Below are 26,165 nucleotides of genomic sequence, written 5' to 3'. Positions count from 1 at the left end.
GCCTTCCTCTTTAGAGGCCTAAGCTCAACGAATCCATCGCACCAGGAGGATTCGGTGAAAAACAAAAAAATATTTTTGGCTTCTCTTTTAATACTAGCAACAACGGCGACGGCGCTGGCTTGGAACTTTCACAAACAAGATTTGCTGTCAGACGGAAGAGATATTTTCCGTTTTGATACTTTTGGTAGTGAAGCCTTTTGGGGTGGAAAGCTAAAAATTCATCGCGCCATTATTGGTGCCAAAAATGGTGGAGTGGGCGCTGGCGTAAGCCCTAGAACCGCATTGGCGGTGGGCTTGAAAGTCGATGTGGATTCGCTGTCTCCTGAAACACTGGCGGCCATTCAAAATGGAACTGCCGATCTCGATGATCCCAACACAAGCATTCAGCTTTTAAAAGAAGAAGCCATTGTGGGGCTTAAAGGTATCTTCAATAAATCCGGCAAAATGACTTCGGTGGGCATTACCTGCGCTCTTTGCCATTCCACTGTAGATAACTCCCTGACGACCGGGATTGGACATCGTCTTGATGGTTGGCCTAATCGCGATTTGAACGTCGGCGCGATCATAAATCTTTCACCTGATTTGACAGTCGTAAATAATCTTTTGGGTGTCGATGATGCTACGACAAGAAAAGTGATTCTCGCGTGGGGACCGGGAAAATTCGATGCAGAGCTTTTCCTTGATGGAAAAGGCTTCCGCCCTGACGGAAAAACGGCTGCGACTTTGCTTCCACCGGCCTATGGCTTGGCGGGTGTGAATCTTCATACATATACAGGCTGGGGTTCTGTCACGTATTGGAATGCATTCGTGGCGAATTTAGAAATGCACGGCCAAGGAAATTTCTATGACCCTCGTCTTGATGATCCGGTGAAGTTTCCGGTGGCAGCTCGAGCACGCATGGGTCACACAAAAACGGACAATGACTTGATCACACCAAAACTTGCGGCTTTGCATTTTTATCAATTGTCTCTTTTAGCGCCGCAAGCTCCGCCAAGTTCTTATGACCAAATTATGGCTACGCGCGGGGAAACTCTTTTCAACGGTAAAGCTAAGTGCGCCACTTGTCATGTTCCGCCTCTTTATACGGAACCAGGTTGGAATATGCATAAAGGCTCTGAGATTGGTATTGATGAATTTCAAGCGAAGCGATCTCCGGATGAGCGCTATCGAACTACGCCGCTAAAAGGGGCTTGGGCTCACGCGCAAGGAGGCTTCTATCATGACGGTCGTTTCGCAAATTTTGCGGAAGTTGTGAATCACTACAACGGACACTTTAAGCTCGGTTTGTCGAGTGGTGAAAAAGCGGACCTCGTTGAATTCCTTAAATCCCTTTAAGGGCAAAGACCCATTTCCGAGAACGAGGCAAAAAAAAGCCTGCTTGTTTAAAACTCGCAGGCTTTTTTTATTCATTTTTTAAAAGGAAAAACTAAAGAAGATTTCCGAACAAATCCATTTGTTTTGGTTGGCGCACGATTTGTGGGAAACGAAGCTCAGGTTTACCCGTCAACGCCACAAGATTTCCTACTTGAGGTGGTTGGCCACCGATGGAAATTCTTTTTACCATCTGATGGAATAAGTGACCGCAATATGAAGCATCCTCTTCAGCTCTATGGAAATCTGTCGTAGGAATCTTCAAGTGCTGTACAAGAGTTCCCAACTTGTAGTTAGGAAGTCCTGGAAAAACTTTTCTTGCGATCGGAAGAGTGTCGAGAATCAAACCTTTAGGCGCGACTGTTTCGTACTTTTTGATGTCTGCTGTAAGGAACTGAGCATCGAAAGGCGCGTTGTGAGCAACAAGAATGTCGTCGCCGCAGAATTCTGCCAATGAAGGCAAAAGACTTTCGATAAGTGGTTTTCCTTTAACCATGTCGTCGCTGATGCCGTTGACTGCAGAAGCGCCTGGCGGAATCGGACGTTGTGGGTCAACGAGAGTCGCAAAGATCGCCTCCGGCTGTCCATCGATGAAGCGCACGGCTCCGATTTCTACAATTTGATCTACTCCAGGAACAGTACCAGTGGTCTCTAAGTCAAAAGCTATGAATCTCATGAAAATATTGATACAAAATGGAGAGGGTTGTTTCAACTAAAGAGTGCCCTTTTGAAGGAGTTCCCTGGAGTGAAGCCTAAGTCTGGAAAATATATAACCTTTTTACCGGACGAGCTTATTGTCCCGGTGGGTCAAAAAGACGAGTCTGTCTTGGACGTGGCTTTACGGAATGGCGTAAACATCAATCATACTTGTGGCGGGAATGGGACCTGCGGAACATGTCTGCTTTGGGTGGAAGAAGGTCTTGAAGAACTCCATCCGCGCAGTGAATTGGAGGCCGAAATGGCCATGGACCGAACGTTCCGCAAAGAGGAGCGTCTGGCCTGCCAAATTCATCCGATCCATGGTCTTAAGGTGCGTATCCCGAGTGGTTCTTAGGGCTTCACGAAGAACGGATTTGTGTAAATCCAGGTAATCCACTTTTTAGCGTCAGGAAGCGGGAGCATAGGGCTGACTCGCACCTGGACACGGTAAGTACCAGGCTCCGTAATTTGATAGACGCCTTCCGGCTGATTAAAGCGTGTGACGACTTCTCCGTTTTTGAAGACAAGAATCTCAAAGAAATCTTTAGGTTTTGCCGGCAGAGCAATTCGCAAAGACATGTTCTTGGAAAACTTCACTTCAGAACCCATTAAATGCGATTTGTTTTCCTCTTCCAAAGTCGCTGTGAAACCTTTTGGGTCGCCGAGCATATCAAGAGCAATATAGAAGTTTCCGTTTTTTAAAGCATTGAACACTTTCACGCGATCACTGTTGAAACTTCCCGTCAGTTCTGACTTAAGCAAAACGTGATTGCTCACGAACTCAAACGATCTTTTGTAGCTAGGAAAGCGAATGAAATAATTTGCCAAAGGAATCGCGCGCGCGGACGCTTCTGTCCCTGCATACACGATAATTTTTCTTTGCTGACTGAGTTTATCCAGAAGAGCGATTTCGTCAGTGGGTTCCGTGTAAAGACGAAGAAACGCCAAACGCGGATTAAATGGATAAATCAAAAAACTCCATAGAGTGGAAATTTTTGACTCTTCCCAGGCTCTGTTAGCGAGACTCTTAAGATTGACGAGTTCAAACCCGTCAAGACCCGTGGGAATGTCTCCGCTCCACGAGTAGCCGGCTTTATAAGGATGTGAGAGGATGACGAGCGATTCTTTACTCGCACCAAGATTTTGTGAAAGAAGGTCCGCCAGCTTGACCTGCGCTTCGCCGAAGTTGTTGCCGATGCTCTCCTGATTTAATGAGTAATAAATCAAACGCGAATCCAGATAACTGTATTTGCCCGCGGAAAAAACCAAGAGATTGCCGTGATAAGATTCGAACGTCGTTGGCATATTGAAGATATTCAAATCCGTGAACATCAAAAAATCCAGGTTCGCCAATTTCGCCGAAGTGATAACGAAGCTGGCACTGGCAGAGCCACTGCTTAATTCCGTATGTACGTTAAGAACGCCTTTATAATCATTGATATTTGCAGAGTGTTCGCGGGCGATTTGCGGAGGAATAACGCTGGGCTCGTACTGGTTTACGTAAAAACCGTACAAGAAAAAAGTGACCAGCAAAAAAGAAATAGCGCCTATCAGTTTCATTAGCGTGTGAATTCCAACAACACAAAGTCAGGGGAGATCTTTTTGATTTCCTTCATTTGCCATTGTTGTTCGGAAACCCACGCAGGTAAACCATTTGTCTCGCGCTTCACTAAATAAAACCTATTTCCGGTTGGCATGGCCTCGGGAAGCGTGTCAAAGAAATCAAAACGGCTGATATCTTTAAGCTTAAACGTAGGAACCTTGCTAAAATACCAAAGCGAAGCCGCCATTTGATAGCTGCTGGCGTAAAGAGGAGACACTTCTTTAGCAACGGCGCTCAGGTTTTGGAAGTCATAAGGCTCGCGAACTTTCGAGTTTAGATTGCGAAGCTGAGGAATAAAAAGAGTGGCCACAACGACCGTAACAATGAGGCCCCAAAAACCAATGTAGTACTTAAGCCACGTTTCAATTCGTGGATAAAATAGCGCCAACGCCAACACCGCAGGATATGCAATGATGGGCCAATTTGCCTCAACCAAGGCGCGGAATGAAGTCGCGAAGAAAAATAAAATCGGACCCCAGGCAAAATAATAAAGCCAACGCATATTCGTTGGGACTTTCGCACGCAAAGCAGCCCAAAAGACCAAAGGAAAGATGATCAGAACTTGTCCCAGCAGATAGGAAACAGTCCACTCGGGATTGTAGACGGATTTTTCAAGACCGTGATTGAGTTGAAATCGGAAAGACTGGAAATCGTTTTGCAGATTCCAAACTAAAACTGGCGCACAAAAAATAAGACCCGTGATGATCGTAAGCAGGACACCGGTCCAACGCGCCTCACGCCATTTTTTTTCCGCAAGCAAATAAATCAGAAGACATGGCACAAAAAGGACGATGTGATACTTCGAGCAAAATCCCAACCCCAGCGCCGAACCGAGAGCCACATACGATGAAATTTTTTTGGTTTCCAAGGCTTGCAGTGCGAAGTACATGGAAAGGGACCAAAAGAACACGACGGGAACATCCGGTGTCACGATTAAAGAGCCAAAACCTAAAAGAGGAGAGAACAGAACGAGATAAATCCAGATCTTAAACTTCTCAAGCGAGACACGATCCTTCAGAATGAAGTACCAAACTAAAATCGTAAGATGACCGAGAATTACTGATGGCCAACGGACCGCATGCAGCAACGGCTCCAAAAAACTTCCCAGTGAAAAAAGCCACGCCACCATGGGTGGATGATCAAAGTAAGAAAGTTGCAGGCGCTGGGACCAAACCCAGTAATAGGCTTCATCGGCACTCAAGGGTATGAGTGCCGCAAGAACGAGTTTAAAAATAAGACTGAGGGTCCAAAGACGACGAAGGTCTTTCAAGATTAATAGCTCAACTTAATAGGTTTACCGAGATCGCCCGGGATACCGACTTCTTTTCCGTTATGAATAAGATTTACAGCGCCGCCGTTAGAGAAGTTGATTTTAAGTCCGCTCTTGCTCTTGAAAGTATGTACTTGTTCAGCAGAAAGACGGATCTTCTGTGGCTTGCCATTTGGAGCTGCGTATTCGATCTCAACTGTATCCAATGCCTCGACGATCAACTCGACAGGTTTGTTTGACTCTTTTGGAGTCGGCGTCGGTGTTGGAGACGGGCTTGCGACAGGCGTTGCTGTCGGCGAAGGACTCACAGCGGGAGTTGGCGTCGGTTTCGCTGTAGCTACTGGAGTTGGCGAAGGTGATGGTGAAACCGCCGGTGTCGGTGACGCTGTTGCTATAGGCTTCGCCGGAGTTGAAACGGCAGGTGAAGCGGCCGGGGTTGGACTTGGCAATGTCGCAGGCACAGTCGCTGCGGGCGTCGTCAAAGAACCCAACGGGCTCTCAGTTGTTGTCGCAGCAGACGTTTCAACTTCTGTGAGTTGTGGCGTTTCTGCGGTTACCGGAGTCGCTCCTTCCATGGTTTGTGCCACTTCAGAGCTTGGAACTTCGGCTTCTTTAGAATACTTATCGATCATTTTTTTAGTGAATAGAATCAAGCCTACCAGAACAACACCGACAGAAATGATGGCGACGGTTTTCGTTGTTTTATTTTCGCGAAGAGATTCCATTCCATCAGATTTAGAAGAAGGTGGAGGCGTTCTGCGAATCGGCGTTACGCTTGCTTCCGTTTTGTTTTCCTGAGGCTCACTTCCCGTCGCAGTAGCGGCACCGGCACCGGGCGCATTTTCAGTGATTAAAGTCGCTGATTTGTCAGACTCCGTGGGACGAATATAAGGTTTCGGTTTTGTCGAACCCATTTCTTCGTAAAAAACCTCAAGGACTTTGTCGGAATCTAAATGCAAAAAGTTCGCATAACTTTGCACAAAACCGCGCAGAAAAGTTTTCGCGGGAAGGTGAGCGTCGTCGCCCTCTTCAATCGCTTTTAAAACTTTGCTGTTAATTTTTAAAGAAAGACCAATCTCGTTGAGAGAAAGACCTTTTTCCTCGCGGGCTTTCTTTAAAATTTCTCCGGTCTTTTTCATCCGTGTCCCTTTCGAATCAAACTAAGCATTCCCTTGGCTTTCTCGCGATACTTTCCTGTCGGATAGTATTTCACGATTTCCTCGAAGCGTGCGATCGCCTTGGATTTGTCACCTAGACGATAGTAAGCTAAAGCGCTGAAGTAATGAGGTTCATCGTACAAGTTCTTTTGGCAAAATCCAATGGCGCGATCCAGAGCCTCGGTGGCTCGTGAATAGTCCTGGGTTTCAAAGAACGTTCTGCCAAAATAAGTATTCGCGATGCAGTCGTCAGGTTGTGAGCTCAGCACCTTTGAAAAAGCACTGCGAGCTGCCGAATAATCTTTTTGATTGAATTTCGCGAGACCGAAATTAACGTACGCTTTTTCTGGACTTCCGTAGGTAAGGTCGTTCAAGACGATTTTCAACTCGCTCTCAGCTTCGGCGTATTTGCCTTCCTCGATAAGCACGCGCGAAAGGTTGTTGCGAGCTTCCGTATATTTTGGCTCTAGGTCTATAGCTTTACGCAAATGTTTTTCAGAAAGATCATAGCGCTCTCTGAAAAAATAGACCAAGCCCAGATTGTTCTGAACGACCGGGTCGGAAGAGTTGAGTTCTTCAGCCTTAAGAAGATCACGAAGGGCTGCCGGATAGTTGCCGCTCTCGAGTTGGGAAGCTCCCATTCGAAGATAGAGATCGGCTTTTTCTTTGTCCTTACTGGCACAGCCCACTATTGAAAGTGCACAGAGCGCGAGAATCCATTTACGCATGTTAAAAAGGTATCACTCGAGAGCTATTAGTCAACCCTGAGCTCAGCAATAGTCTCGACATGGTCTGTTTGCGGGAACATCTCGAACGCTTGAACTCGAGAGAGGGTGACACGCTTACCGAGTTTCTCGGCCCACGCAAAGAACCAGTTAAGGTCGCGCGCCAGGGAAACAGGGTGACAGCTGATATAAACGATCTTTTTCGGGTGAGCTGCCGCCAATGCACGCATAATGTACTTGCTCGCACCGGCGCGAGGCGGATCGAGCAGGACTAAATCCTGGTTTCCGATGACGGCTCTGCGCATGTAGCTTTCGACATCAGACAGAAAATAGCGCATGCGCTTTTCTTTGATACGGGATTTAGCGCGTTCGACAAGTTTGGGGTTGAGCTCGACACCAACGACCGACGAATTTTGATACTTCGATGCCAAAGGGAAAGTAAAGTTGCCAGCGCCGGCGTAAAGGTCGAAAACCCGTTCATAGTTGTAATCGCCAGCCCATTCAAGAGCCCTGTTCACCAGGTCTTCATTTTGAAAGCGGTTCACTTGAGAAAAACCGATGCCGTCATCTTCATCGGTGATGAGCCCGTAGCGCACATCGCCTTCTTCAGCGATGTACATTTCCATTCTCTGTAAATCTTTGGACTGTTTCTGTTTTGCCCAATCACGGACTTCAGAAAACTTATTGGTCAAAGTTTCTTCTGTGATTAAGCAGTCTTTGATCTCAACGATGTCGTGCGAGTTTCTTGCAAAGAAACCGAACTTTCCGTCTTTGAACTTTGGTTGAATACGATTGCGATAACGAAGATGGCGCGGACTTCCTTTGATCGGAAGATATTCAAACTGCAAACCGGGATTGAACTTTTTGATCGTCTCTAAAACCAGTTTTTCTTTTTGGCGAAGCTGTTCTTCTTCCGTGATGTGCTGCCAGTTGCAACCGCCACAGATAGAAGCGACAGCACAGGGTGCATCCCGGCGAGCAGGACCTGGTTTGAGAATTTCAACGATCTTGGCTTCAACGAAATTCTTTTTGACGAGAGTGACCTCGGCCAAAACTTCTTCATTGGGCGCTGCTTGAGGAACGAAGACAACCATGCCCTCGTGTCGAGCGACTCCAGCACCGCCAATGGCGAGTTTTTCGATATTGAGTTTGATCTTTGAACCAAGAAGGGGAGCTTGCGCTCCCCCCTTGTTTGTTTTTACAGACATTTAAAATCGCTGTTTCAGTTTAAATAATTAAACGTTGCAGATTTCGTGTTTTTCGAAGAACAAAGCAAGTTCGCGAGCTGCAGAAGCTGCAGAGTCAGAACCGTGAACTGCGTTCTCACCAACGTTGTCACCGAACTTAGCGCGAACTGTTCCTGCGTTAGCTTTTTTAGGATCCGTAGCACCCATGATTTCGCGGTTTTTCAAAACTGCGTTTTCACCTTGCAAGCACATCAAACAAACTGGGCCAGAAGTCATGAAAGAAACAAGCTCACCGAAGAAAGGACGCTCTTTGTGTTCAGCGTAGAACTCTTCAGCTTTAGCTTTAGAAAGAATAGTGATTTTCGCTGCAGCGATTTTCAAGCCGTTTGCTTCAAACATGCTGATGATGTCGCCGATAGCGTTTTTCTTCATTGCGTTTGGCTTAATGATTGAGAATGTTTGCTCGATAGCCATGGATATCTCCTTGTTTATTTACAATCTGTTTTAGAAACGTCAAAGAACCTAGGAGTTTTAACGAATTGAGTGACACATGTCCACTCCTGGTTTCGTCCTGAATGGACATTCCTTACGTTAAGCTTGGTTTGCACCGCGAGGTCATAACCTTGGTCCGGCGTGGTGAAGTCCTGATACGTGATTTGATAAGTTTTGTCGGCATCAAGAAGGCTCAAAGTTTCTTCCACACTTTCCGTTGTCATGATCACGATTTCATCGATACGACCGGCAAAAGCGGGGCTCGCTGCAAGCAGGGCAAAAACCAATAATTTCTTCATCTTAGATCTCCTGGATGGGGCTTTTCTTAGGACTATTGCTGCAAATAGTCAAATAAAAATCTCATCCAGGAAAAGAGTCGTTATTTTAGAAACGGATGCTGACGGAAAGGCCGATACTCAGACCCGCTGGCTTAGGGCAATTTCGGTTCGGGTCACACGATGGAGGTGGTTTAAAGAAACCGACGGAGGTTCTGTTATCTGTGACGGAGCCGATCGCGGCGTTGATAGTCTCCATGATGTTCGCGGCCTTCTTTACGATGGATTTATACTGAGATTCCGTGATGCTGATTTCTCCGCGATTGTAGATAAGCTTACGCGAAACGGAGTTGGCAATGCGGTGATCTTTTCTTTTGCCTTCCTCGGTGTGACTTTTCAGCACGAATGCGAGAGTAAATGTTGTTTCTCTACGTTCTTCCATGGCGCCGAAATCGCGTTGACGGAAAACTGTCAAATTGGCTTTGTCACGGCGGGAACTCACACGGAAATAATTGTCTGTCTCTCGACTTCTGGGAATGCCTACGATGACGGCGACTCCTGGAGACGCTATCGTCAGTTTATCTGCATGGGCGGATTCAGCCTCCGAGACAAATTCAAACTCATTGGCAGGAACAGTGATAATGGCGACAGAGAATGGATTTTCACCGCCACCAGTACAGAATGAAAGAACGTTCGTGCCTGTGAGCGCAAGCACCTTTTGCTGAGCGATATCACAAGCTCTGTGATCGCGGGAATCAGCAGCGATAATAAAACCTCGAGCGAACGACTCTTCAGAAGATGCAAGTGAGTTGATTGCACTGAGTAGGATCGAAGTAATAATTAAAAGACTTGTTCTTTTCATATAGGAGCTTTTATCACAACAAGCCCCATCGTGTGGGACCCGTAATGATTCCAGAAAAGAATTCTGTAGCTGTCGACTCTTTCGACAGAAGGACACTTTCTGTCCTCTCTAAATTGAATTAGAGCTGTCTAAAGAGTCTGCAAGAAGATTATGAGGTTTTTCTTGTCTTCCGCAGAGAGGATTTCTTTGCCGTCTTTGATGAAAATGCGATCGTCGTGGCCCGCATTCGACATGCCCTTTTTTCGAGTGTCGTAGAGGTGCTCAGGAGTTTTCCAAGCCTGCGGAGTCATCACTCCTGTCGGGTAACCGTTGCAGGCGAAATCGAAATCCGTCACAGGATTTAAGGCTTCTCCGGAATAATAAGCTTTCGGTCTTTTCGCCGATGGAGTCAAAAGAGCGCACAAACTTGGAATTGAGTTGTTATGGAAGTAAGGCCAACGCGCCCAAATACCTACAAGAGGTGGCGGCACGTATCCAGGTTGAGCTTTGATGACGATGCCGTTCTTTTTGGAAATTTCGAGATCATTGAGTTGCTCAAGGGATTTCATTCCCAAGCGGCGATAGGGATCGGTGCCGACGTCAACGACCGGCGTTTTCTCTTTGTAGCGCACTTGGACCGTCTTGAGTTGTTCTTTCAAAGGTAAACTCTCTGAACCTGCGACACTCCATGCTTTGTCATAATGACCATGGCACTTCGCGCAGTTGTTTTTGAAAACCTGCTCTCCCAGTTTGGCTCTGCCTAAGTCGATCTTCGAAGCTGGAAAGAAATCCGTGATATGAGGAGCCTGACTAGAGAAAACAGCAGTCGTTAATTCTTTAATAACTTGATCGTTCTCTGCCAGCCACTGTTCAAGCTCGTGGAGATCGGCACCACGGCCGATTTCATTCCAAATCAAGTTCGTAAAAATGGGATTGCCGCTAAGGACACTTCCGTCAGAAAGCCAGCGATTTTTATATTTCAAGTTCCACCAGACAGCCGGTTTTGAATCGGCAGGATGATCATCCAAAAGCGCATCACGACGAGGAAAGCGCGCATGCCATTCGCTGTAAGAGGCATAGGCATCCTTTGCACGGCGGTTGAGTGACAGGCTGACTTGCGCAAGTGAAGTATCCAGCCCCAAGGCGATCGGCGCTTTTAAAGAGACGAAACGCAAACGATCTTTCGACTGCGACAAAAGATCCACTTCTGCTTTCGTGGCCCCCGTGTAGGCGCCAAAGATGTGGGGATCGATGACTGTCATCGCTTGTTTTGCTTTAATGAAGAACTCATTGGCGCGCGGAAAGCGATTGGTCATCCCAAGAACTGTTTTTCCAAAAAGATTGCTTGAGTGGCAGGCAGCGCAGCTGAAGGTAAAACCTTGAGCGCCGTTTCTTTCGATCAAACCAAAACCCATGCGTTCATCGGGACGAATGTTGTTGGGATAAGGAACGGCGTAAACGCCTTCATCTGTTGCTTTTGGATATTTGTGAAGTCCTAAAGTTCTAAGAACGTCGTCGAAACTTTTGTAACCACTCACACCGTTTAGAATCTTTTGCAGCCACTTTTTGAATGGATTTTTGGGATCTTCTTCGATGAGCCTTTGCACGGGTGCATAGGGTGGCAGCATGCCGGTGACACTTACGGGATAAATCTGCGTGTGAATCTTTCCCTGATTTTTAAATTGAACGAAATCCTCATCGCTCCATTGATAAATATTTTCGCGACCTGTTGCTGGGACCACGGCTCCTTCAGACCAATCAGGCTCGCTGAAAGCGTGACTTAAGGAAGCAAAAGAAAGAGCGAATATTACAAGAAGACATCTATTCATGACGTCAGTTTAATTACGAACAAGCAATACAAGACAATCACTATCTGTTCTTTGCTGTAAGGCGCGATGTTCTTTAAAAAATTTACAGGCAATAAATGGGGAGGTTGGAACTGAGGACAAGAGGTCTTTTGCCACCAGCCCTCAAGCGTCGTTTACTTCACGAGACTCACTACCTAAAATTTCCCTGAGCGCGACTTTTAAATCTGTCTCGCCAAGGAGGGTCCCATGAAGTTCCTAGTAGCATCTTTTATGGCTCTTTCGCTCTGTCTTGTTACAAACACGAGCGTCGCCGCTGAGTTTACTCCCGAGGGAGGACCCGGCACTTTAGAGAATGTCTTGCCACTCACCGAAGATAAAATGAGCTTGCCGGATTTCGCTGAACGTCTTCTGACTCCGCAGGGAAATGACGATGTCGAGAACCAAACCTACACATGCCGTGCATGGACAACATGCCCGGGCGGCTACCAAATTTCCTGCTGGTCACGCGGCTATCGCTGTAGCTCTTCCGTCATCCCCGGCTACAAAGTTTCCTGCAGCGCCACTTCCCGCAGCGGCTACACTCGTTGGTGGACTTATTACTGTTATTAGAAGACAAAGAACTAATGGCTTCCTTTTCGTATAAGGAAGCCATTGAAAATCAATTATTGATATTTATCGTTATAAACATAAATAAGTTGATAAAAACCCGCTTCGGGTATTTCATAACATTAGAGCAGTTATTAAGTTGTATTTTGAAGAGGTTACTGTGAACGGGCGGTTATCGAAGAGTCTTGGATCATATTTTTTTGATAGATCAATTATAGGAGTTGGAACGCTTGCTTTAGGTGTAATTCTTGTATCGTCAGTTTCACCATATTTTGTGGGTCCCGACAGCTATTTTATAACACCAATCTATATTTGGATTGCCGCGAATATCGGAGTTCACCCTCTCGCTTTCGTTCTTATTTCAGGGCTTTTGTTTTGGCTTATATTCGGAATCTTTCCTCGAGAGTCCGTTCCTTACGTCGCAATTATTTTAAATTTAATTACAACTGCCATCGGAACATATTGGCTGGTTGGTTCTAAACGATATATCACTCCTTATTATCCGGTAAGTTTTTACCTTTGGATGATTCTCGCGTTCATATGTGTGCAAAGTGCCTGCTGGATCGTCGCCCTAAAATTCAAACGACCGATGAGTGCCAATGTTTATCGCTCGGTAAATGCGCTTCTTATTACTCTGAACGTGTGTTGGAGCTTAATGCCTTACTATGGGATTCGATAATTAATAAACATGTGAAGATTACGTGACCTGATAAGTCGGGAGTAAAATAATGAAAATTATTTCGACGATAGTTACAATGGGCTTAATTGGAATCTCAATTGCCATGGCAAAGTGGGTGGCACAGAGTTATCCACCAGACTCCGCTTTAAAGAGTTTGGACTTTAAAACGAGGTTTTATGTAAGAATCTTTCCGTTTGGTAGCAGATGGGTGCCTTATGTTGACCAAAGTTTTAGTAAATTGATGCGAGAATATTCCAGACGTCTACTATATTCTTATTACTTAATGATTGCGTTGGTTTTCATATTCTCTGCTAAGCGTTTTATCTAAGCAAAACGCAAAAACCCCAACATAATTTTTTGTGTTGGGGTTTAGTTCTAAGTGCCGTAGAAACTACTCTTCGCCATCCATGCGCGCTTCGATTTTTCCGGAGCAATCAACAACGTACCAGCCCCAGCAAGAAGCGCCAGCGGCACAGTAGCCGTCATAAACCGCAGATGTTTGGTAGACCATACCGCGAGCATCCCATTCCAGGGATTTAACAGCGTGAGAAACGTCTCTTTGTGTAAGAGGAGCATCGTCTTCGCTCAACCAGTAGAAATCATCTACCGGTACTGTGCCCACAAGCGGGTTCATATACTTTTTAAGAGTAGATTGCGCTTCATTTAAGCTGATGCACTCTTTAGGCTCGAGAGGAAGCTCAAGCTGTTCAGCAAAAGATATTTGAGAAAAAGAAACCAACACTGACAAGAAAAGGAAAGCCACCGACTTCACAAAAGACCTCCGTTTTTAATTATTTATGTGGACGGAGAGGGTGTACCAACTTTTCCCTGAATTTGAAAGACCACGTTGTTAAGATTACATACTGGATTGGGTTTGGTTTTGGTTAAGACAGTAGGTGCCTATTCAAGAAAAACTTAGAGCATGGTCTGCTGACCCTACAAAGGGTCTATCTCATCATTGATATCTCAAATGGGGTGGCTAACTTCACGCCTGCTTTTCCAGACACCTTAAGGAACCAAATAGTTGTCCAGTACCGAAAAAATAGATAAAATTGGACATGGGAAAATTTAGAATTTCTTTTGGGGGCGCTTCTTGTGTCGAGTGTAGAGCAAGAAGTGCTGAAGAAACATCTCTTTGTGAAGTTGTCTTAATGAGATTGGAGCACATAAAAGCTCTATCGTTTGAGCAGCTTAAAAACTTTCCCGAGGAAGAGTACGAAAATTTTGATATTAAGGGAATTCAAACTGCATTGACAATCCATAGATGTGATCTTGATGAACAATCGATACTGATTGTAGTACAGGTTTTTTTACCAACTTGGAAATTTCCAACGTATTTTTCTGTCAATGGTGTCGGTAAAATGTTTGCGGATGGAATTATTGTTAACAAAAATGGACAAAAATCCGATGCGCCCGATGAATACCTTTTTCAATATAGATAGATACTAAATTGCTTGAAGCGGGCAACTATTAAGACATATAGGGGCCAAACCGTGGCCAAAAGTTCACTGAAATTCTCGAAATCCAGCCCAAAACCCCTCTCGGGTCTGGGGCCGCCCGCGATTCTTACGCAGGCTATTTTTCCAAAAGGGACCCAATTTTCAAAGATTTTGTATAGCCATAGAGAGGAAAATAATATCGAAAAATAAGATAAACAAAAATATTTCTGCAATTTTAGTGAAGCTAGCACGGCCTTTTCTTTCAGTTGCATTTATCACGACGGCAGTGGTTTTACTGGTCAGTATGAAATTTCTTGTTGAACCTTGGTGGGAAGCTGTTTGACTCTTATTGGAACTCTTTTGGGCTTTTATAGTATTTGGCTGACGCTAGAGATTTATCGCATTGGCGATCATTTATCCCCGTGAACGGACGAAGTTACTTGAAGGTCAGCATAATGTCATAAAGGAAGTTCATCTTTCGGTGACGGTTCGCTACGGAAAGGTTTATAAGATACTTTCAACGCCTAAAGGAAGCGTAAAGGCTATTTACGATCTCCAAGGAAATCTCACACAAGAATTCGAATACGACGAATACGGCGCGATTCTGAATGCAAAGAACCCTTTCTTCCAACCACTTACATTCAATTCGGGATTATACGATTACGATACTAAGCTCGTTCGATTCGGTGCCAGAGATTATGATCCTGAGGTGGGGCGGTGGACTTCGAAAGATCCGATCTTGTTTGAAGGCGGGGATACGAATTTGTATGGTTATACTTTCAACGACCCCGTGAACTTCATTGACCCAAGTGGTTTGGCTGTTGGTGACTGGTGGGACTTGCCTGCGAACTACAATAGATCACGTGAGATTGCCAACGAGGAGTATGCAAATTGGAGCGGTCACCACAATGACCGGGGAGATGCAATGAGGCATTATGAGTGGAGTCGACGGACTACCGCAGAGACCAACTCCTTTACGGCATTCACAGCCGGATGGGCCCATGAAATTGAATACTTCTTTAGGCGCGGCACTATGCCTGCGAGTCAATACTTGCGAGAATCAATGATGGATGTGCACAATAATGCTTTGGGACGCCAAAATGGCAGAAATGGAAATTTGATATGTCCGTCAAATTTATCTACTCAGCCTGGTTCCGGAGGATATTGAAGTGACGCTAAAAAGAATTATTCCTAGGTTGGCAATAGGCGTGGTTAGTATCGTTATTGCCGTACCAATTAACGCGAAGATTTTCGGGCTATTTGTTAACCCGAATACCGCAGAGATTGCCTTTGAAAATAGATCGAGCCTACAAGTTGAATCGATTGATGTTCGATTATGCTCCGATCTTCAGACGATTGGCCCCGTAGATCCAGGCAAGACGGCGTCACTTAAATTCAATGTATTAGGCGACTGCCATTACTCCATTCAAGCTCGCCTAACTGGCGACAAGCTCTTGAATGCTGAGTTCGGCTATGTCACTGCTGGCTCGGATTTTAAAGACACTGTCACTGTCGAAGATAATCAACTTATCGAAGGCAAGCAAACGATCGAATCTGACCCCAATTATTTAATAAGAACTATCAGCGTGCTTTTGACATATGTCCTGATTGTATTCATCTTATACAAAGTCCTCATGCTTCTTTTGAAGAAGGTAAGACCGGAGCGTGCCTAAATCGTGCCAACAAAATCCAGAAAATCTGGAAAATTTGGACGGGTTGGTCGGTGGACAAGCAAGGACCCGATCTTGTTTGAAGGCGGGGATACGAATCTGTACGGGTATGTTGCCAATGATCCAATCAACCTGATTGATCCAACGGGTCTTTATTGGTTTCGCCAAAACTGGCAAACTCCAGGAGAAGTCGGTCGTGTTGGTTCGATTGTACCGCCAGCACCAGCAGAGCAAATCAGTGACTTTATCGAGAGATATTGACTGACCCCGATGTTCATACCACCACAATATACCTTATAGGGTGAGCTAAGTTAAGGGGTGCAGGTCACACGGTTTGGCCACGAATAAGCCCATCAATCTATTTCGGCTTAGCCTTTTCCCGTACTTTCTTGAGCCATACGTCCCCATCAGTTTCAATTAGCTCGAAACTTTTTAGATGATAAGGCTTATCTAAGAAAACAAGATACTTCTTTCCTTTTTGGAAGTTAGGAACAATTTCACAGCTTGGCTCTATCTGCCCTCGTCCTCCTGATTTCGACCAGAAGCTTTCAAGTGTATGGGCCTTGAAATCCGTTCCGGTTTCTTCTGTTATCAGGGCGGGAACTTGAAACTTCTCCCTCTTTTTCCCTTTTATTCTTTCAATAACCTTGAAATCAACTTTTCCATCTAAGCTCCCCAGAGCTTCTGCCAAATAAATATTATTTGTCCTTTTAATGAGAACTACTGGGTCCGCAACTTGCTCAGGCTTGGGCGCAAAACAAGCCCAAATTACTCCTGGCAAGAATAAGAGAAATCCCATCACCAAGGTCTTAACAATTTTCATATAAGTTTCTCCTCTCTAATATGATGTACGGATTAGCCCATCAATGGGAGTCATAATTGGATTTTCATATCCGTTCACATTGTTCATTCGCCCGTTGTCTCTTGTGCCAGTAAGATGACCTAGCTCATGAGCATGAATGCGAGACGAGATTAAAATGAATTATGTGATGGGTCGTCTTGGGGTAAAATTTCAGAATGGCGACCTAACTGAAGTTTCGAGATAGAAAAAACCCACGATGTTTCCACCGTGGGTTGCAAATCTAAACGATTTTATCCGTCGAAGGATTACTTCAACATAGATTTCAGCGTGATGCCCATTTCTGCTGGGGAGCGAGAAATCTTACAGCCTGCAGACAACAAAGCTTCGAACTTCGCTTCTGCTGTGCCTTTGCCGCCGCTGATGATCGCGCCGGCGTGACCCATACGTTTACCTTTAGGAGCTGCTGCACCCGCGATGAACGCTGTTACTGGCTTTTTGAATTCGCGCTTGATGTACTCTGCCGCTTCTTCTTCAGCAGAACCACCGATTTCACCGATCATGATCACGGCGTCGGTGTCTTTGTCTTTGTTGTACATTTCAAGAACGTCGATAAAGTTTGTTCCATTCACTGGGTCACCGCCGATACCTACGCAAGTAGATTGACCCAAGCCCAATGCCGTCAACTGACCGACAGCTTCGTATGTCAATGTGCCAGAGCGAGAAAGAACGCCGATACGACCTGGTTTGTGAATGTGACCAGGCATGATACCGATCTTACATTCACCCGGAGTGATCACGCCAGGGCAGTTCGGACCCACCAAGCGAGTCTTCTTACCTTGCATGAATTTTTTCACTTTCACCATGTCTAGAACAGGGATGCCTTCAGTGATACAGATCACTAGGTCCAACTCAGCATCGACAGCTTCCATGATAGAGTCCGCTGCGAATGGAGGCGGAACGAAAATAACAGAAGCGTTACAGCCTGTTTTTTCTTTCGCATCGTGAACCGTGTTGAATACCGGAAGACCGATGTGAGTCGTGCCACCTTTACCTGGAGTCACGCCACCGACCATTTTAGTTCCGTAAGCAATCGCTTGCTCAGAGTGGAAAGTACCTTGAGCGCCAGTGAAACCTTGGCAGATAACTTTTGTGTCTTTGTTAATAAGAATAGCCATCGTTATTTTCCTTTAACTGCCGCTACGATTTTCTTCGCAGCATCTGTGAGGTCATCCGCAGGAGTGATATCCAAACCACTTTCCTTCAAGATTTTCTTACCAAGTTCTACGTTTGTACCTTCAAGGCGGCAAACAAGTGGAACTTTCAGACCCAATTCGCGAGAAGCCGCAACCACACCTTCAGCGATGATGTCACATTTCATGATACCACCGAAGATGTTCACCAAGATCCCTTTTACGTTTGGATCTTTAAGGATGATTTTGAAAGCAGCTGTTACTTTTTCTTTATTCGCGCCGCCGCCGACGTCCAAGAAGTTCGCAGGAGAAGCGCCATGAAGTTTAATGATGTCAAGAGTCGCCATCGCAAGACCCGCACCATTCACGAGACAGCCGATGTTACCATCAAGCTTGATGAACGCGAGGTCGAATTTAGAAGCTTCGATTTCAGAAGGTTCTTCTTCGTTCAAATCGCGCATTTCAACGATGTCTTGGTGACGGTAAAGAGCGTTGGAGTCGAAGTTCATTTTCGCATCCAAGCAAAGAACGTCGCCTTCTTTAGTTACAACAAGCGGGTTGATCTCCGCGATAGAGCAATCTGTTGTCACGAACGCGTTGTAAAGACCTTGGAAGAACTTCACAGCTTTGTTCACGATTTCAGGAGCCATGCCGATTTCAAATGCCAATTGACGAGCTTGGAAAGGAGCCAAACCGATTGTCGGGTCGATGTCGACTTTTTTAATCGCGTCTGGATTGTGCTCAGCCACTTCCTCGATGTCCATACCACCTTCAGAGGAAGCCATCATTGCCGCTCTGCCAGTGGCACGGTCGATCAAGCAAGCAACGTAGTATTCTTTCGCGATATTGCAACCTTGCTCGATGAAAACTTTCTGAACAACTTTACCTTCAGGGCCTGTTTGGTGAGTCACCAAAGTCATGCCGATCATTTTCTTTGTTAGATCTTCAACTTCTTGCAAAGTCTTTGCGATCTTAACACCGCCGCCTTTACCGCGGCCACCGGCGTGGATTTGAGCCTTTACAACCCAAATATTTCCGCCGATTTCTTTCGCAGCAGCTACTGCTTCTTCAGGTGAGTGAGCGACTTTACCTTTTAAAGTCGCTACGCCAAATTTTCTGAGAATCTCTTTGGCCTGATACTCATGAATATTCATTTTAACTCCGATTATTGAACGTTTTTAAGAGCAGAAACAAGTGCGCGAACTGCATCTACTGATTTTTTGAATTCTTCTTGTTCAGCAGGGTTCATTTCGAACTTGTGAATTTTCTCAAGACCTTTGCCGCCGATAGTAGCAAGAACACCCACCATCAAACCTTCATTTACGCCGAACTCACCAGTCAGCTCAACAGCTACTGGAAGAACGCGTTTTTGGTCTTTCAAGATGGCTTCCGCCATTTCAACTGCGCCGCGAGAAGGAGCGTAGTAAGCAGAACCTGTTTTCAAGTGGCCGCCGATTTCAGCACCCGCTTGTTTTGTACGAGCCACGATCGCCGCGATTTTGTCAGCAGGAAGAAGCTCTGTAAGAGGAATACCAGAAACGGAAGCGTGACGAACAAGAGGCATCATCGCATCACCGTGGTTACCGATAACGATACCAGTGACGTCTTTAACAGAAACATTCAACTCTTCAGCGATGAATTCACGGAAACGAGCTGAATCCAAGCAACCGCCCATACCAAGAACGCGCTCACGCGGGAAGCCCAAGATTTGTTTTGCGTAAACAGCCATGACGTCCATTGGATTACAAACAACGATGACGAAAGAATTTGGAGCGTATTTTTTAACGCCTTCACAAACGTCTTTAACGATTTTTGCATTGATGCCAACAAGCTCATCGCGGCTCATGCCTGGTTTACGTGGCATACCTGCAGTGATGATAACAACATCAGAATCCGCGATGTCTTCGTACTTGTTTGTTCCTTTGATTTTTGAATCAAACATTTCGATCGGACCAGCTTGAGCTAGATCCAACGCTTTACCGATGGCTGCACCTTCGTTGATATCCAAAACTACAACATCGCCAAGTTCTTTTTGTGCTGCCCAGTGAGCAGTTGTTGAACCTACGAATCCCGCGCCGATAACGGCAATTTTATTTCTTTTGTGAGCCATGTTAATCTCCTATAAGGCTTCAAAACGAATGGAAAAATTTAAAACTTGCGTTCGATGACACATTCAATATCAAATCGTATATAGAGACAAGATTTACCGCTAGGCGCAGAGGACATCGGCGCAAGAAACTGGACGGCCCATGAGTATGATCAGCTTGAAAGACATCACGGTCACTTTTGACTCCTACGAGGTGTTAAAAGGAATCAATCTCGAAATCGCGGCCGGCGAGTGTTTCGTGATCGTGGGGCCGAGCGGACAGGGAAAAACGACTCTGCTTAAGACCATGTCAGGTTTGATAACTCCTCAGAATGGCAAAGTTTTTATCGAACAGAAGGAATGGTTAACGCTGAGCCCCAAAGAGCGTCTGCCATTGCTTAAAAAAATGGGAATTTTGTTTCAGAAAAACGCTCTTTTTGATTCGCTCACCTGTATTGAAAACATCTGCTTTCCACTGAGGGAAACGACGCAACTCACGGAATGGGAAATTACAAAAAAAGCAGAGTCCTTCTTGGGTGCTGTCGGGATTCCGCATGCGAGAGATTTGTACCCCGATGAAATCAGCGGTGGGATGCAAAAGCGCCTCGGTATTGCTAGAGCGCTGGCTCTAGATCCAGAGATTATTTTCTATGATGATCCGACAGCAGGCTTGGATCCCATCACATCGAAAAAAATCATCGAGTTGATTCTAAAGTTGAAGAAGGAAAAAAACTCGACAGTGGTTGCCATCACCAACGATATGAATCGCGCCTTTCAGATGGCGGATCGCATCGGTGTTGTTATTGATCAGAGTCTTTTGATTACGGGAACTCCGGAGCAAACAAAGAATCACAGTGACCCTCGTGTGCATCAATTCATTCGCGGATCTTTAGAGGGTCCGCTGACGGCGATCGTTTAAAATATTTTAAAAGAATTATTCGGCGTGAACTTCAAGACGGCGCAAATACGTTTGCAGTCGTTTCAATGCTTTTTCAGGGTTTCCGCCCGAGAGAACATAGACATCCAAACCGTTTGTAAAAATAAAAAGCTCCTCCGCGAACTTCTTAAACCGGGAGGGGAGAAGTTCGCGGAGGGTGGTGAGGATCTGAGTTTTATCCGCAGTCAGAGTTCCTTTCGCCGGCCACTGCAGACTTGCAAGAGTACAGAGGCGTCTTTCTTCGATGAGAGGTCTTTCCGTTAGAAACAACCAATAATCGCAAACCAGGGACTTCCAATTTTTCTTCGCCGTTAAAGGCAAAGAATCCAACTGCTGTGTCGCCAAAGCCTTGCGGCACTCGGCAATCATTTTTTCTTTCGTACCGAAATGGTGCACTAAAAGTCGCGTCGTCGAATTGATCTGGCGGGCGACTTCATTCAAAGACAAATCCCAGCTGCGATGTTTTCTATACGCTTTCAGAATCGATTTTAGAATTTCTTCGCGTCGCGCGTGATCTTTGGGTCTCGCCAATGCAACTCCGTTTATGAACTAATTAGTTCATAAATAAAAAAGCCGCGCAATAATTATTTTTGATAAAAAACATTTTTATTTTTGCCGCCTCACACTTATCCACAATACACACAGAGTTTTCCACAATTCCCCTCTGAAAAACGGCGGCGGGATTGCTTTTGCAGATGAAGAAACGGAATGTGGAAATGTGGATACTTCAACCCTTGCGGATATCATTCTTTATGCGCACTTTTTATATGTTCTCGGTGTTGTCGTGCCGATTCCGCTGATTGTGATTGGAGCGCGAAGAGGCTGGAGTTGGATACGCAACCGAACCTTGCGGCGAATTCATTTCGCGATGATATTGATTGTGGTTTTTGAATCCTTGATTGGAATGATGTGCCCGTTGACGGTGTGGGAAGAGGCTTTAAGAAAAGGCGATCCGGCAGCGACCGACTATTCCCAAGGTTTTATTGCTACATGGATTTCACGAGTCATGTTCTTTTCATTTCCGCCTTGGATTTTTACTCTTCAGTATCTTTTGGTGGCGCTTTTGATCTGGGAACTCTACATTTGGATTCCTCCACGCAGATAAATACTCGGATTTGTCTATTGACCCGTTGTCTTACGGGCATCTAACATGACTATGTGATTGAGTTTAAAAACCTCGTAAAAAGATTCGGTACAAGGACGGTACTTAACGGATTGAATTTGAAAATCCGCGAGGGCGAGATCATTTTTATTTTGGGGACATCCGGGACAGGAAAATCGGTTCTTCTCAAAAATATCGTAGGTCTGATGACTCCTGATGAAGGCGAAATTTGGATCGACAACGAAGAAGTCTCCAAATTTTCCGAAGAACAATATCTTCCCGTCAGAAAAAAATGCGGAATGGTGTTTCAACATCCCGCTTTGTTTGATTCATTGACGATATTTGAAAACGTTGCTTTCGGTTTGCGCCGGCACTATCGCTTGGACGAAAAAACGATTGAAGACAAAGTGATGAAGGCTCTGAAGCTCGTGCATTTACATGGGATCGTGAATAAAAAGCCCGGCCAAATTTCTTATGGAATGCAAAAACGAGTGAGCTTAGCACGAACCATCGCACTTGAGCCCCGGGTTTTGCTTTTCGACGAGCCGACGACGGGACTGGATCCGGTCACAACAACGGCGGTGAATCAGTTGATTCTTGATCTTTCCCGTGAACTCAAAACCACCTCGTTGGTGGTTAGTCATGACATGAATTGCGCTCTGTCTATTGCGGATCGAATTGTCGTTTTAGACAAAGGCGAGATTGTCGCTCTGGGCACGCCTGACGAATTAAAAAAATCCACGCACCCGCTTGTGAAAGACTTTTTAGCTGAGGTTCTCAGCGCATGACGTTCGTAATCTCCATTCTCGACGAAGTGGGCGGAACACTTCTTTTCCTTCGCAATATTCTAAGAACACTTTTTCAAAAGAAGCTGAAAACCCATGAAGTTTTTGAGCAGATTTGGAAAGTCACAGCGGACAGTTTTTTCACGACAGCAATGGCTGGATTTTTTGTCGGCGCTATTATGACAGTCCAGTTTGCGATGCAAATGAAAGAGTTTGGAGCTCTCGGATACTTGGGAGGACTGGCAACCAGCGGAACCTTCCGCGAAGTGGGTCCTCTTTTAATTGCCTTTATGCTCAGCGGAAAAGTGGGAGCATTCACCTCCGCTGAACTTGGAACGATGCGAGTGACAGAACAAATTGATGCCGTTCGCTGTCTTGGTGCAGATCCGATGCAGGAAATTATTGTCCCGCGATTTATCGGAATTATTATCTCAAGCTTCTTCCTGTTAGGAGGCGGCCTGATTATGTCTGTCTTTGGCGGCATGCTTATGGGACAGGCTTTTGCGGGCGTGAACTTTGAAGAATATCTTCGTCATGTTCCGACGATTGTTAGTCCTGTCTCTGTTCTTAGCGGACTTGTGAAATGCTTCTTTTTCTCTTTGGTTCTGGCGACGGTCTGTACTTTCCGCGGTTATACAACGACAGGCGGAGCAAAAGGCGTGGGTCGATCGGTGGTTGCCACAGCCGTCACAACAATGGTTTGTATTGTGGTGATGGATTGGCTCACAAGCTTTTTGGGTGAGATTATTCTGCAAATGATTCGGGGATATCGCTCATGATCGCTCTTATTGCTGAAACTATCACCGGCATTTTCCTTCCGCCATTTAGAAGAAAAGAGTTCTTCCAACAGCTGTATTTCGTGGCAAATAAAAGCTTACTTATCATCGTTTTCTGCGTTTCTTTCGCGGCCATTGTCACCATTCTTGAGTCGTCTTTTCATATGAAAATGGTGATTCAAAATGATTCCATGGTTCCGGGTTTTGCCGCCCTTCTTATCCTACGAGAGTTAGGTGCTGTGGTAACAGCGCTTCTTCTGACGTCACGAGTGGGAGCCGGGTATGCTTCGGAAGTCGGTTCCATGCAGATCACGGAACAGATCGATGCGCTTCGTATGTTGGGAATTGATCCCGTGAACTATCTCGTGGTGCCAAGATTCCTTGCCTGTGTCTTGGGCGGAATTATTTTAACTATCATTGCGAACATGGCCTGTATCGGATCGGCGATGTTGGTTAGCAGTTCTTATCTGGGTTATACACCTTCGATGTTTTTAACTTCGATGGACCGGTTTGTTCAGTTTAAGGACATGGTTTTTGCAATCATTAAAGGCGCTTGCTTCGGAGGAGTGATTCCTCTAGTGGCATGTTATTTCGGTTTTCGCTGTGAATCGGGAGCCGAAGGTGTTGGCAGAGCGACAACAAATACTGTGGTCGTGGCCTCCATCGCAATTATTGTGATTGATTTTATTTTATCCTATACTTTTAGTTATCTTTATTAGGGACGGCGAACAGAGCTGTGGGCACGAGGCCCTCAAGCTGAAGTAGATAAGGACGTTTTATGAAAGTCGAAACCAAGGTTGGTTTGCTAGCGTTTCTTTCCATAGTACTCGTGGTGGTTTTTGCTTACTTCATGGGTTTTGTTTCTCCTTTCTCTAGCGCTAAAGAGCTCAATGTTATGTACAACTATGCTGGCGGAATTGAAGAAGGTTCTCCAGTGCGTGTCATGGGTATTAAAGTTGGAAAAGTAAAAAGTATTTCCTTCGATCCCTCTTTTAAAATGGCGAATGGTGAAGAGGTTAAATTGCGTCTCACCATCACAATTGATAAAAAAGCCTGGACCAGTGTCCGTAAAGATTCCAAATTTTTCATCAATCTTGCCGGTGTGATCGGCGAAAAGTTTTTAGAAGTTTCCCCGGGGAGTTCTGAGGCGGCCGAATTTTCTTCCGGCGATTATGTTCGTGGCGAAGATCCGCCAAGAATTGATCAATTGATCTCACAAAGTTACGGTTTGGCCGGCAAAATCATCGAGTTGGTGGAGAAAAATGAAGGCTCCGTGACAAATATGATTCAACAATTGGATCGTTTGACCACCAACTTCAATAAAACCCTCGTTCTTTTGGATAAAACGACCAAGAATCGTGAAGTCGCAAGACTTCTTGATAATGCGGTCAAAATCAGCGATGACGTTTCTTACATGACGCATAACTTGAGATCTAAGAAAGCGGAAGAAACTTATGACCTCGTTCATAAGCTCCTTTTCAGATTGGAGCCACTTGATGGCCCGGCAATCAAAAAGTTCTTCCAAGAAGAAGGCGTGAGAGCGCGCATTTTCTAGATCTCCGTAAAAAAGGAGGTTTTATGCATTCCCTTTCAGTACGTTTCGTAGGAGCCGCACTTCTTATCGGCTCTCTTCAGGCGCAAGCGGCGTCTTTGAATTTAGGTTCCGATGCGAATTCCATCAAAATGAAATCGCAAGCGATCGAAAAAGAATACAGCCGTAGCATGCGCATGGAAAATCAAGTCTCTGAGAACAGCGGGCATCAAGGCGCTTTGACTATCGAAGAAGGATCGGCCCCTGTCTCTAACAATGTTCCGCCGCAATATCGCGACATCCGCTCGATTCCTGGCGCCAACAACACTTATTTCTCTGGCTTGAGTGCTGCTCACTATGATTCGACATTGAAAATGCGCGAATCCCGAAAAGTAGGATTGGGTTTGACTGCCGGCGGAGTCAGTGGAGCTATCGGCGCCAACTTAGAACTTAACTTTGAAGATGCCGACGGCGTCGTTGCGGGATTTGGCACAGGACCAGGTTACAACGCTATTTCTCTTTCATGGAAACATGCCTTCGACGGCGACTACATCGCTCCCTACACAACAGTAGGATATTCGCGCTGGTACAATTCTCGCGGTCGTTCCCACGAATACGAAAATTCAGACATCCTAGACCGCGTTTTAACAGATGGAGAGAAAAAAGACGGCCGTTTTGGCACGGATTTTGTGAATGCATCGATCGGTCTGCAATATAATCAGCTTTCCGGCGACTTTGCAGGGTTGTCTTTCTTTGGGGAGTTGGTTGGGATGCTAGAAGTGAAGCGTTCTATCATCGTCCCGAACGGCTCTATCGGCGCACTTTACTATTTCTGATCCGGTTGATGAAAAAGGCCCGGCTGACTTCGTTGTCGGGCTTTTTCTTTCTCTCCGACGTGCTTGGAGCACGCCTGCGTTTCAGAAAAAACCCTCCGCCTCGCATCCGAACCTTTTTGATCAACCTCTATGGGTTGTTTTGGCTTGCCCGTTCCGGGCGTCGCAGCTTTTTTGGAAAGATTATCTTTTGGTTTCCCGGAAAATTTGAAGAGGCGTTTCTGTTTGGCTTATGCCCCTAGAATCCGCTGTGGACGCGGGTTTTAGAAAAGTACAAAAATAGCAGGATGCTATTTTTGCG

Annotated in this window: 30 protein-coding genes; 14 read left to right on the top strand and 16 right to left on the bottom strand. The window is 45.6% G+C overall.

The genetic code is table 11. The features are described 5' to 3' along the window. Positions 1-90 precede the first annotated feature (90 nt). Entirely contained in the window at positions 91-1,335 is a 1,245-nt protein-coding gene (locus tag QJS83_RS02620) for a hypothetical protein (protein ID WP_350159275.1), read from the top strand. A gap of 91 nt (positions 1,336-1,426) precedes the next feature. Here QJS83_RS02620 and QJS83_RS02615 read toward each other — a convergent pair whose 3' ends face one another. Next, the gene (locus tag QJS83_RS02615; protein ID WP_284607499.1) at positions 1,427-2,047 is read right to left on the bottom strand and encodes a 3'-5' exonuclease; all 621 of its coding nucleotides are present in this window, start codon (positions 2,045-2,047) and stop codon (positions 1,427-1,429) included. Positions 2,048-2,116: 69 nt separating this feature from the next. On the opposite strand from QJS83_RS02615, the gene QJS83_RS02610 reads away from it, so the two are divergent. Continuing rightward, entirely contained in the window at positions 2,117-2,425 is a 309-nt protein-coding gene (locus QJS83_RS02610; protein WP_284607497.1) for a 2Fe-2S iron-sulfur cluster-binding protein, read from the top strand. Here QJS83_RS02610 and QJS83_RS02605 read toward each other — a convergent pair. The 9 genes from QJS83_RS02605 to QJS83_RS02565 all read right to left on the bottom strand — a co-directional run bounded on the left by QJS83_RS02605 (position 2,422) and on the right by QJS83_RS02565 (position 11,449). Beyond that, positions 2,422-3,630 (bottom strand): hypothetical protein, encoded by a 1,209-nt coding sequence (locus tag QJS83_RS02605; protein ID WP_284607495.1) that lies wholly within the window; start codon positions 3,628-3,630, stop codon positions 2,422-2,424. The two genes, QJS83_RS02610 and QJS83_RS02605, sit on opposite strands and share 4 nt — an antisense overlap. Beyond that, a complete protein-coding gene (locus QJS83_RS02600) occupies positions 3,630-4,943 on the bottom strand; it encodes an ArnT family glycosyltransferase (RefSeq protein WP_284607494.1) in 1,314 nt (437 codons plus the stop codon). Before QJS83_RS02600 ends, QJS83_RS02605 begins: the two co-directional genes overlap by 1 nt. A gap of 2 nt (positions 4,944-4,945) precedes the next feature. Continuing rightward, a complete protein-coding gene (locus tag QJS83_RS02595) occupies positions 4,946-6,082 on the bottom strand; it encodes a helix-turn-helix domain-containing protein (RefSeq protein ID WP_284607492.1) in 1,137 nt (378 codons plus the stop codon). Beyond that, positions 6,079-6,828 carry a tetratricopeptide repeat protein gene (locus tag QJS83_RS02590; protein ID WP_284607490.1) on the bottom strand — a complete coding sequence of 250 codons (750 nt, stop codon included), beginning with the start codon at positions 6,826-6,828 and terminating at the stop codon, positions 6,079-6,081. The genes QJS83_RS02595 and QJS83_RS02590 overlap by 4 nt, the downstream gene beginning before the upstream one ends. A 26-nt stretch (positions 6,829-6,854) precedes the next feature. Then, positions 6,855-8,033, bottom strand: coding sequence for a class I SAM-dependent RNA methyltransferase (locus tag QJS83_RS02585; RefSeq protein ID WP_284607488.1), 1,179 nt, complete (start codon positions 8,031-8,033; stop codon positions 6,855-6,857). 27 nt (positions 8,034-8,060) lie between these two features. After that, positions 8,061-8,486 (bottom strand): nucleoside-diphosphate kinase, encoded by a 426-nt coding sequence (ndk, locus tag QJS83_RS02580; RefSeq protein WP_041873596.1) that lies wholly within the window; start codon positions 8,484-8,486, stop codon positions 8,061-8,063. Between the two features lie 14 nt (positions 8,487-8,500). Continuing rightward, the gene (locus QJS83_RS02575; RefSeq protein WP_284607461.1) at positions 8,501-8,803 is read right to left on the bottom strand and encodes a hypothetical protein; all 303 of its coding nucleotides are present in this window, start codon (positions 8,801-8,803) and stop codon (positions 8,501-8,503) included. An 85-nt stretch (positions 8,804-8,888) separates the two neighbouring features. Further along, complete coding sequence (locus tag QJS83_RS02570) at positions 8,889-9,641, bottom strand: hypothetical protein (RefSeq protein WP_284607459.1); 753 nt, start codon at positions 9,639-9,641, stop codon at positions 8,889-8,891. Positions 9,642-9,769: 128 nt separating this feature from the next. Then, positions 9,770-11,449 carry a c-type cytochrome gene (locus QJS83_RS02565; RefSeq protein ID WP_284607457.1) on the bottom strand — a complete coding sequence of 560 codons (1,680 nt, stop codon included), beginning with the start codon at positions 11,447-11,449 and terminating at the stop codon, positions 9,770-9,772. A gap of 225 nt (positions 11,450-11,674) precedes the next feature. Between QJS83_RS02565 and QJS83_RS02560 the strand changes: the two genes are divergently transcribed. Further along, positions 11,675-12,037 (top strand): hypothetical protein, encoded by a 363-nt coding sequence (locus QJS83_RS02560; RefSeq protein WP_284607454.1) that lies wholly within the window; start codon positions 11,675-11,677, stop codon positions 12,035-12,037. A 1,067-nt stretch (positions 12,038-13,104) separates the two neighbouring features. Here the strand turns inward: QJS83_RS02560 and QJS83_RS02555 are convergent. Continuing rightward, complete coding sequence (locus QJS83_RS02555; protein WP_284607452.1) at positions 13,105-13,485, bottom strand: hypothetical protein; 381 nt, start codon at positions 13,483-13,485, stop codon at positions 13,105-13,107. Between the two features lie 286 nt (positions 13,486-13,771). Here QJS83_RS02555 and QJS83_RS02550 point away from each other — a divergent pair, with 286 nt between their 5' ends. From QJS83_RS02550 to QJS83_RS02535, 4 genes are all read left to right on the top strand, one after another. Further along, positions 13,772-14,155, top strand: a complete 384-nt coding sequence (locus tag QJS83_RS02550) for a hypothetical protein (RefSeq protein ID WP_284607450.1) — start codon at positions 13,772-13,774, stop codon at positions 14,153-14,155. 400 nt (positions 14,156-14,555) lie between these two features. After that, on the top strand, positions 14,556-15,320 hold the full coding sequence (locus QJS83_RS02545) for an RHS repeat-associated core domain-containing protein (protein WP_284607449.1): 765 nt from the start codon (positions 14,556-14,558) through the stop codon (positions 15,318-15,320). Position 15,321: 1 nt separating this feature from the next. Then, a complete protein-coding gene (locus QJS83_RS02540) occupies positions 15,322-15,825 on the top strand; it encodes a hypothetical protein (protein WP_284607447.1) in 504 nt (167 codons plus the stop codon). Positions 15,826-15,828: 3 nt separating this feature from the next. Next, complete coding sequence (locus QJS83_RS02535; protein WP_284607445.1) at positions 15,829-16,083, top strand: RHS repeat-associated core domain-containing protein; 255 nt, start codon at positions 15,829-15,831, stop codon at positions 16,081-16,083. Between the two features lie 97 nt (positions 16,084-16,180). On the opposite strand, the gene QJS83_RS02530 is transcribed toward QJS83_RS02535, so the two are convergent. From QJS83_RS02530 to mdh, 4 genes are all read right to left on the bottom strand, one after another. Continuing rightward, complete coding sequence (locus QJS83_RS02530; RefSeq protein WP_284607444.1) at positions 16,181-16,645, bottom strand: hypothetical protein; 465 nt, start codon at positions 16,643-16,645, stop codon at positions 16,181-16,183. 284 nt (positions 16,646-16,929) lie between these two features. Next, positions 16,930-17,799, bottom strand: coding sequence for a succinate--CoA ligase subunit alpha (gene sucD, locus QJS83_RS02525; RefSeq protein ID WP_284607442.1), 870 nt, complete (start codon positions 17,797-17,799; stop codon positions 16,930-16,932). A 2-nt stretch (positions 17,800-17,801) separates the two neighbouring features. Beyond that, a complete protein-coding gene (gene sucC / locus QJS83_RS02520; protein WP_284607440.1) occupies positions 17,802-18,968 on the bottom strand; it encodes an ADP-forming succinate--CoA ligase subunit beta in 1,167 nt (388 codons plus the stop codon). An 11-nt stretch (positions 18,969-18,979) separates the two neighbouring features. After that, a complete protein-coding gene (gene mdh / locus QJS83_RS02515; RefSeq protein WP_284607439.1) occupies positions 18,980-19,924 on the bottom strand; it encodes a malate dehydrogenase in 945 nt (314 codons plus the stop codon). Between the two features lie 139 nt (positions 19,925-20,063). Between mdh and QJS83_RS02510 the strand changes: the two genes are divergently transcribed. Continuing rightward, complete coding sequence (locus QJS83_RS02510; protein ID WP_284607438.1) at positions 20,064-20,819, top strand: ABC transporter ATP-binding protein; 756 nt, start codon at positions 20,064-20,066, stop codon at positions 20,817-20,819. Between the two features lie 15 nt (positions 20,820-20,834). Here the strand turns inward: QJS83_RS02510 and QJS83_RS02505 are convergent, their stop codons facing one another. Then, on the bottom strand, positions 20,835-21,368 hold the full coding sequence (locus QJS83_RS02505; RefSeq protein ID WP_284607437.1) for a hypothetical protein: 534 nt from the start codon (positions 21,366-21,368) through the stop codon (positions 20,835-20,837). A 187-nt stretch (positions 21,369-21,555) separates the two neighbouring features. On the opposite strand from QJS83_RS02505, the gene QJS83_RS02500 reads away from it, so the two are divergent. From QJS83_RS02500 to QJS83_RS02475, 6 genes are read left to right on the top strand one after another with little or no spacing between them, the layout of a single operon-like run. Beyond that, positions 21,556-21,942 carry a DUF2784 domain-containing protein gene (locus QJS83_RS02500; RefSeq protein ID WP_284607436.1) on the top strand — a complete coding sequence of 129 codons (387 nt, stop codon included), beginning with the start codon at positions 21,556-21,558 and terminating at the stop codon, positions 21,940-21,942. Between the two features lie 53 nt (positions 21,943-21,995). Next, positions 21,996-22,727, top strand: coding sequence for an ABC transporter ATP-binding protein (locus QJS83_RS02495; protein WP_284607434.1), 732 nt, complete (start codon positions 21,996-21,998; stop codon positions 22,725-22,727). After that, positions 22,724-23,503 (top strand): MlaE family ABC transporter permease, encoded by a 780-nt coding sequence (locus QJS83_RS02490; RefSeq protein WP_284607433.1) that lies wholly within the window; start codon positions 22,724-22,726, stop codon positions 23,501-23,503. The genes QJS83_RS02495 and QJS83_RS02490 overlap by 4 nt, the downstream gene beginning before the upstream one ends. Further along, entirely contained in the window at positions 23,500-24,219 is a 720-nt protein-coding gene (locus tag QJS83_RS02485; RefSeq protein WP_284607431.1) for an MlaE family ABC transporter permease, read from the top strand. The genes QJS83_RS02490 and QJS83_RS02485 overlap by 4 nt, the downstream gene beginning before the upstream one ends. A gap of 59 nt (positions 24,220-24,278) precedes the next feature. Continuing rightward, positions 24,279-25,055 carry an MlaD family protein gene (locus QJS83_RS02480; RefSeq protein WP_284607429.1) on the top strand — a complete coding sequence of 259 codons (777 nt, stop codon included), beginning with the start codon at positions 24,279-24,281 and terminating at the stop codon, positions 25,053-25,055. Between the two features lie 23 nt (positions 25,056-25,078). After that, positions 25,079-25,867 carry a hypothetical protein gene (locus tag QJS83_RS02475; protein WP_284607428.1) on the top strand — a complete coding sequence of 263 codons (789 nt, stop codon included), beginning with the start codon at positions 25,079-25,081 and terminating at the stop codon, positions 25,865-25,867. The last annotated feature ends 298 nt before the right edge of the window (positions 25,868-26,165 follow it).

Source organism: Bdellovibrio sp. 22V (genome assembly GCF_030169785.1).
In the GTDB taxonomy this organism is placed as follows: Bacteria; Bdellovibrionota; Bdellovibrionia; order Bdellovibrionales; family Bdellovibrionaceae; genus Bdellovibrio.
The sequence above is the reverse complement of the archived record's forward strand: the minus strand, read 5'-3'. Positions and strand labels throughout refer to the sequence as shown.

Coding starts and splice junctions, on each gene's coding strand:
- QJS83_RS02550 (WP_284607450.1), top strand. CDS start 13,772: ATGGGAAAATTTAGAATTTCTTTTGGGGGCGCTTCTTGTGTCGAGTGT.
- QJS83_RS02485 (WP_284607431.1), top strand. CDS start 23,500: ATGATCGCTCTTATTGCTGAAACTATCACCGGCATTTTCCTTCCGCCA.
- QJS83_RS02585 (WP_284607488.1), bottom strand. CDS start 8,033: ATGTCTGTAAAAACAAACAAGGGGGGAGCGCAAGCTCCCCTTCTTGGT.
- QJS83_RS02575 (WP_284607461.1), bottom strand. CDS start 8,803: ATGAAGAAATTATTGGTTTTTGCCCTGCTTGCAGCGAGCCCCGCTTTT.
- QJS83_RS02570 (WP_284607459.1), bottom strand. CDS start 9,641: ATGAAAAGAACAAGTCTTTTAATTATTACTTCGATCCTACTCAGTGCA.
- QJS83_RS02615 (WP_284607499.1), bottom strand. CDS start 2,047: ATGAGATTCATAGCTTTTGACTTAGAGACCACTGGTACTGTTCCTGGA.
- QJS83_RS02475 (WP_284607428.1), top strand. CDS start 25,079: ATGCATTCCCTTTCAGTACGTTTCGTAGGAGCCGCACTTCTTATCGGC.
- QJS83_RS02480 (WP_284607429.1), top strand. CDS start 24,279: ATGAAAGTCGAAACCAAGGTTGGTTTGCTAGCGTTTCTTTCCATAGTA.
- QJS83_RS02590 (WP_284607490.1), bottom strand. CDS start 6,828: ATGCGTAAATGGATTCTCGCGCTCTGTGCACTTTCAATAGTGGGCTGT.
- QJS83_RS02490 (WP_284607433.1), top strand. CDS start 22,724: ATGACGTTCGTAATCTCCATTCTCGACGAAGTGGGCGGAACACTTCTT.
- sucC (WP_284607440.1), bottom strand. CDS start 18,968: ATGAATATTCATGAGTATCAGGCCAAAGAGATTCTCAGAAAATTTGGC.
- ndk (WP_041873596.1), bottom strand. CDS start 8,486: ATGGCTATCGAGCAAACATTCTCAATCATTAAGCCAAACGCAATGAAG.
- QJS83_RS02605 (WP_284607495.1), bottom strand. CDS start 3,630: ATGAAACTGATAGGCGCTATTTCTTTTTTGCTGGTCACTTTTTTCTTG.
- QJS83_RS02595 (WP_284607492.1), bottom strand. CDS start 6,082: ATGAAAAAGACCGGAGAAATTTTAAAGAAAGCCCGCGAGGAAAAAGGT.
- QJS83_RS02560 (WP_284607454.1), top strand. CDS start 11,675: ATGAAGTTCCTAGTAGCATCTTTTATGGCTCTTTCGCTCTGTCTTGTT.
- sucD (WP_284607442.1), bottom strand. CDS start 17,799: ATGGCTATTCTTATTAACAAAGACACAAAAGTTATCTGCCAAGGTTTC.
- mdh (WP_284607439.1), bottom strand. CDS start 19,924: ATGGCTCACAAAAGAAATAAAATTGCCGTTATCGGCGCGGGATTCGTA.
- QJS83_RS02565 (WP_284607457.1), bottom strand. CDS start 11,449: ATGAATAGATGTCTTCTTGTAATATTCGCTCTTTCTTTTGCTTCCTTA.
- QJS83_RS02510 (WP_284607438.1), top strand. CDS start 20,064: ATGAGTATGATCAGCTTGAAAGACATCACGGTCACTTTTGACTCCTAC.
- QJS83_RS02530 (WP_284607444.1), bottom strand. CDS start 16,645: ATGAAAATTGTTAAGACCTTGGTGATGGGATTTCTCTTATTCTTGCCA.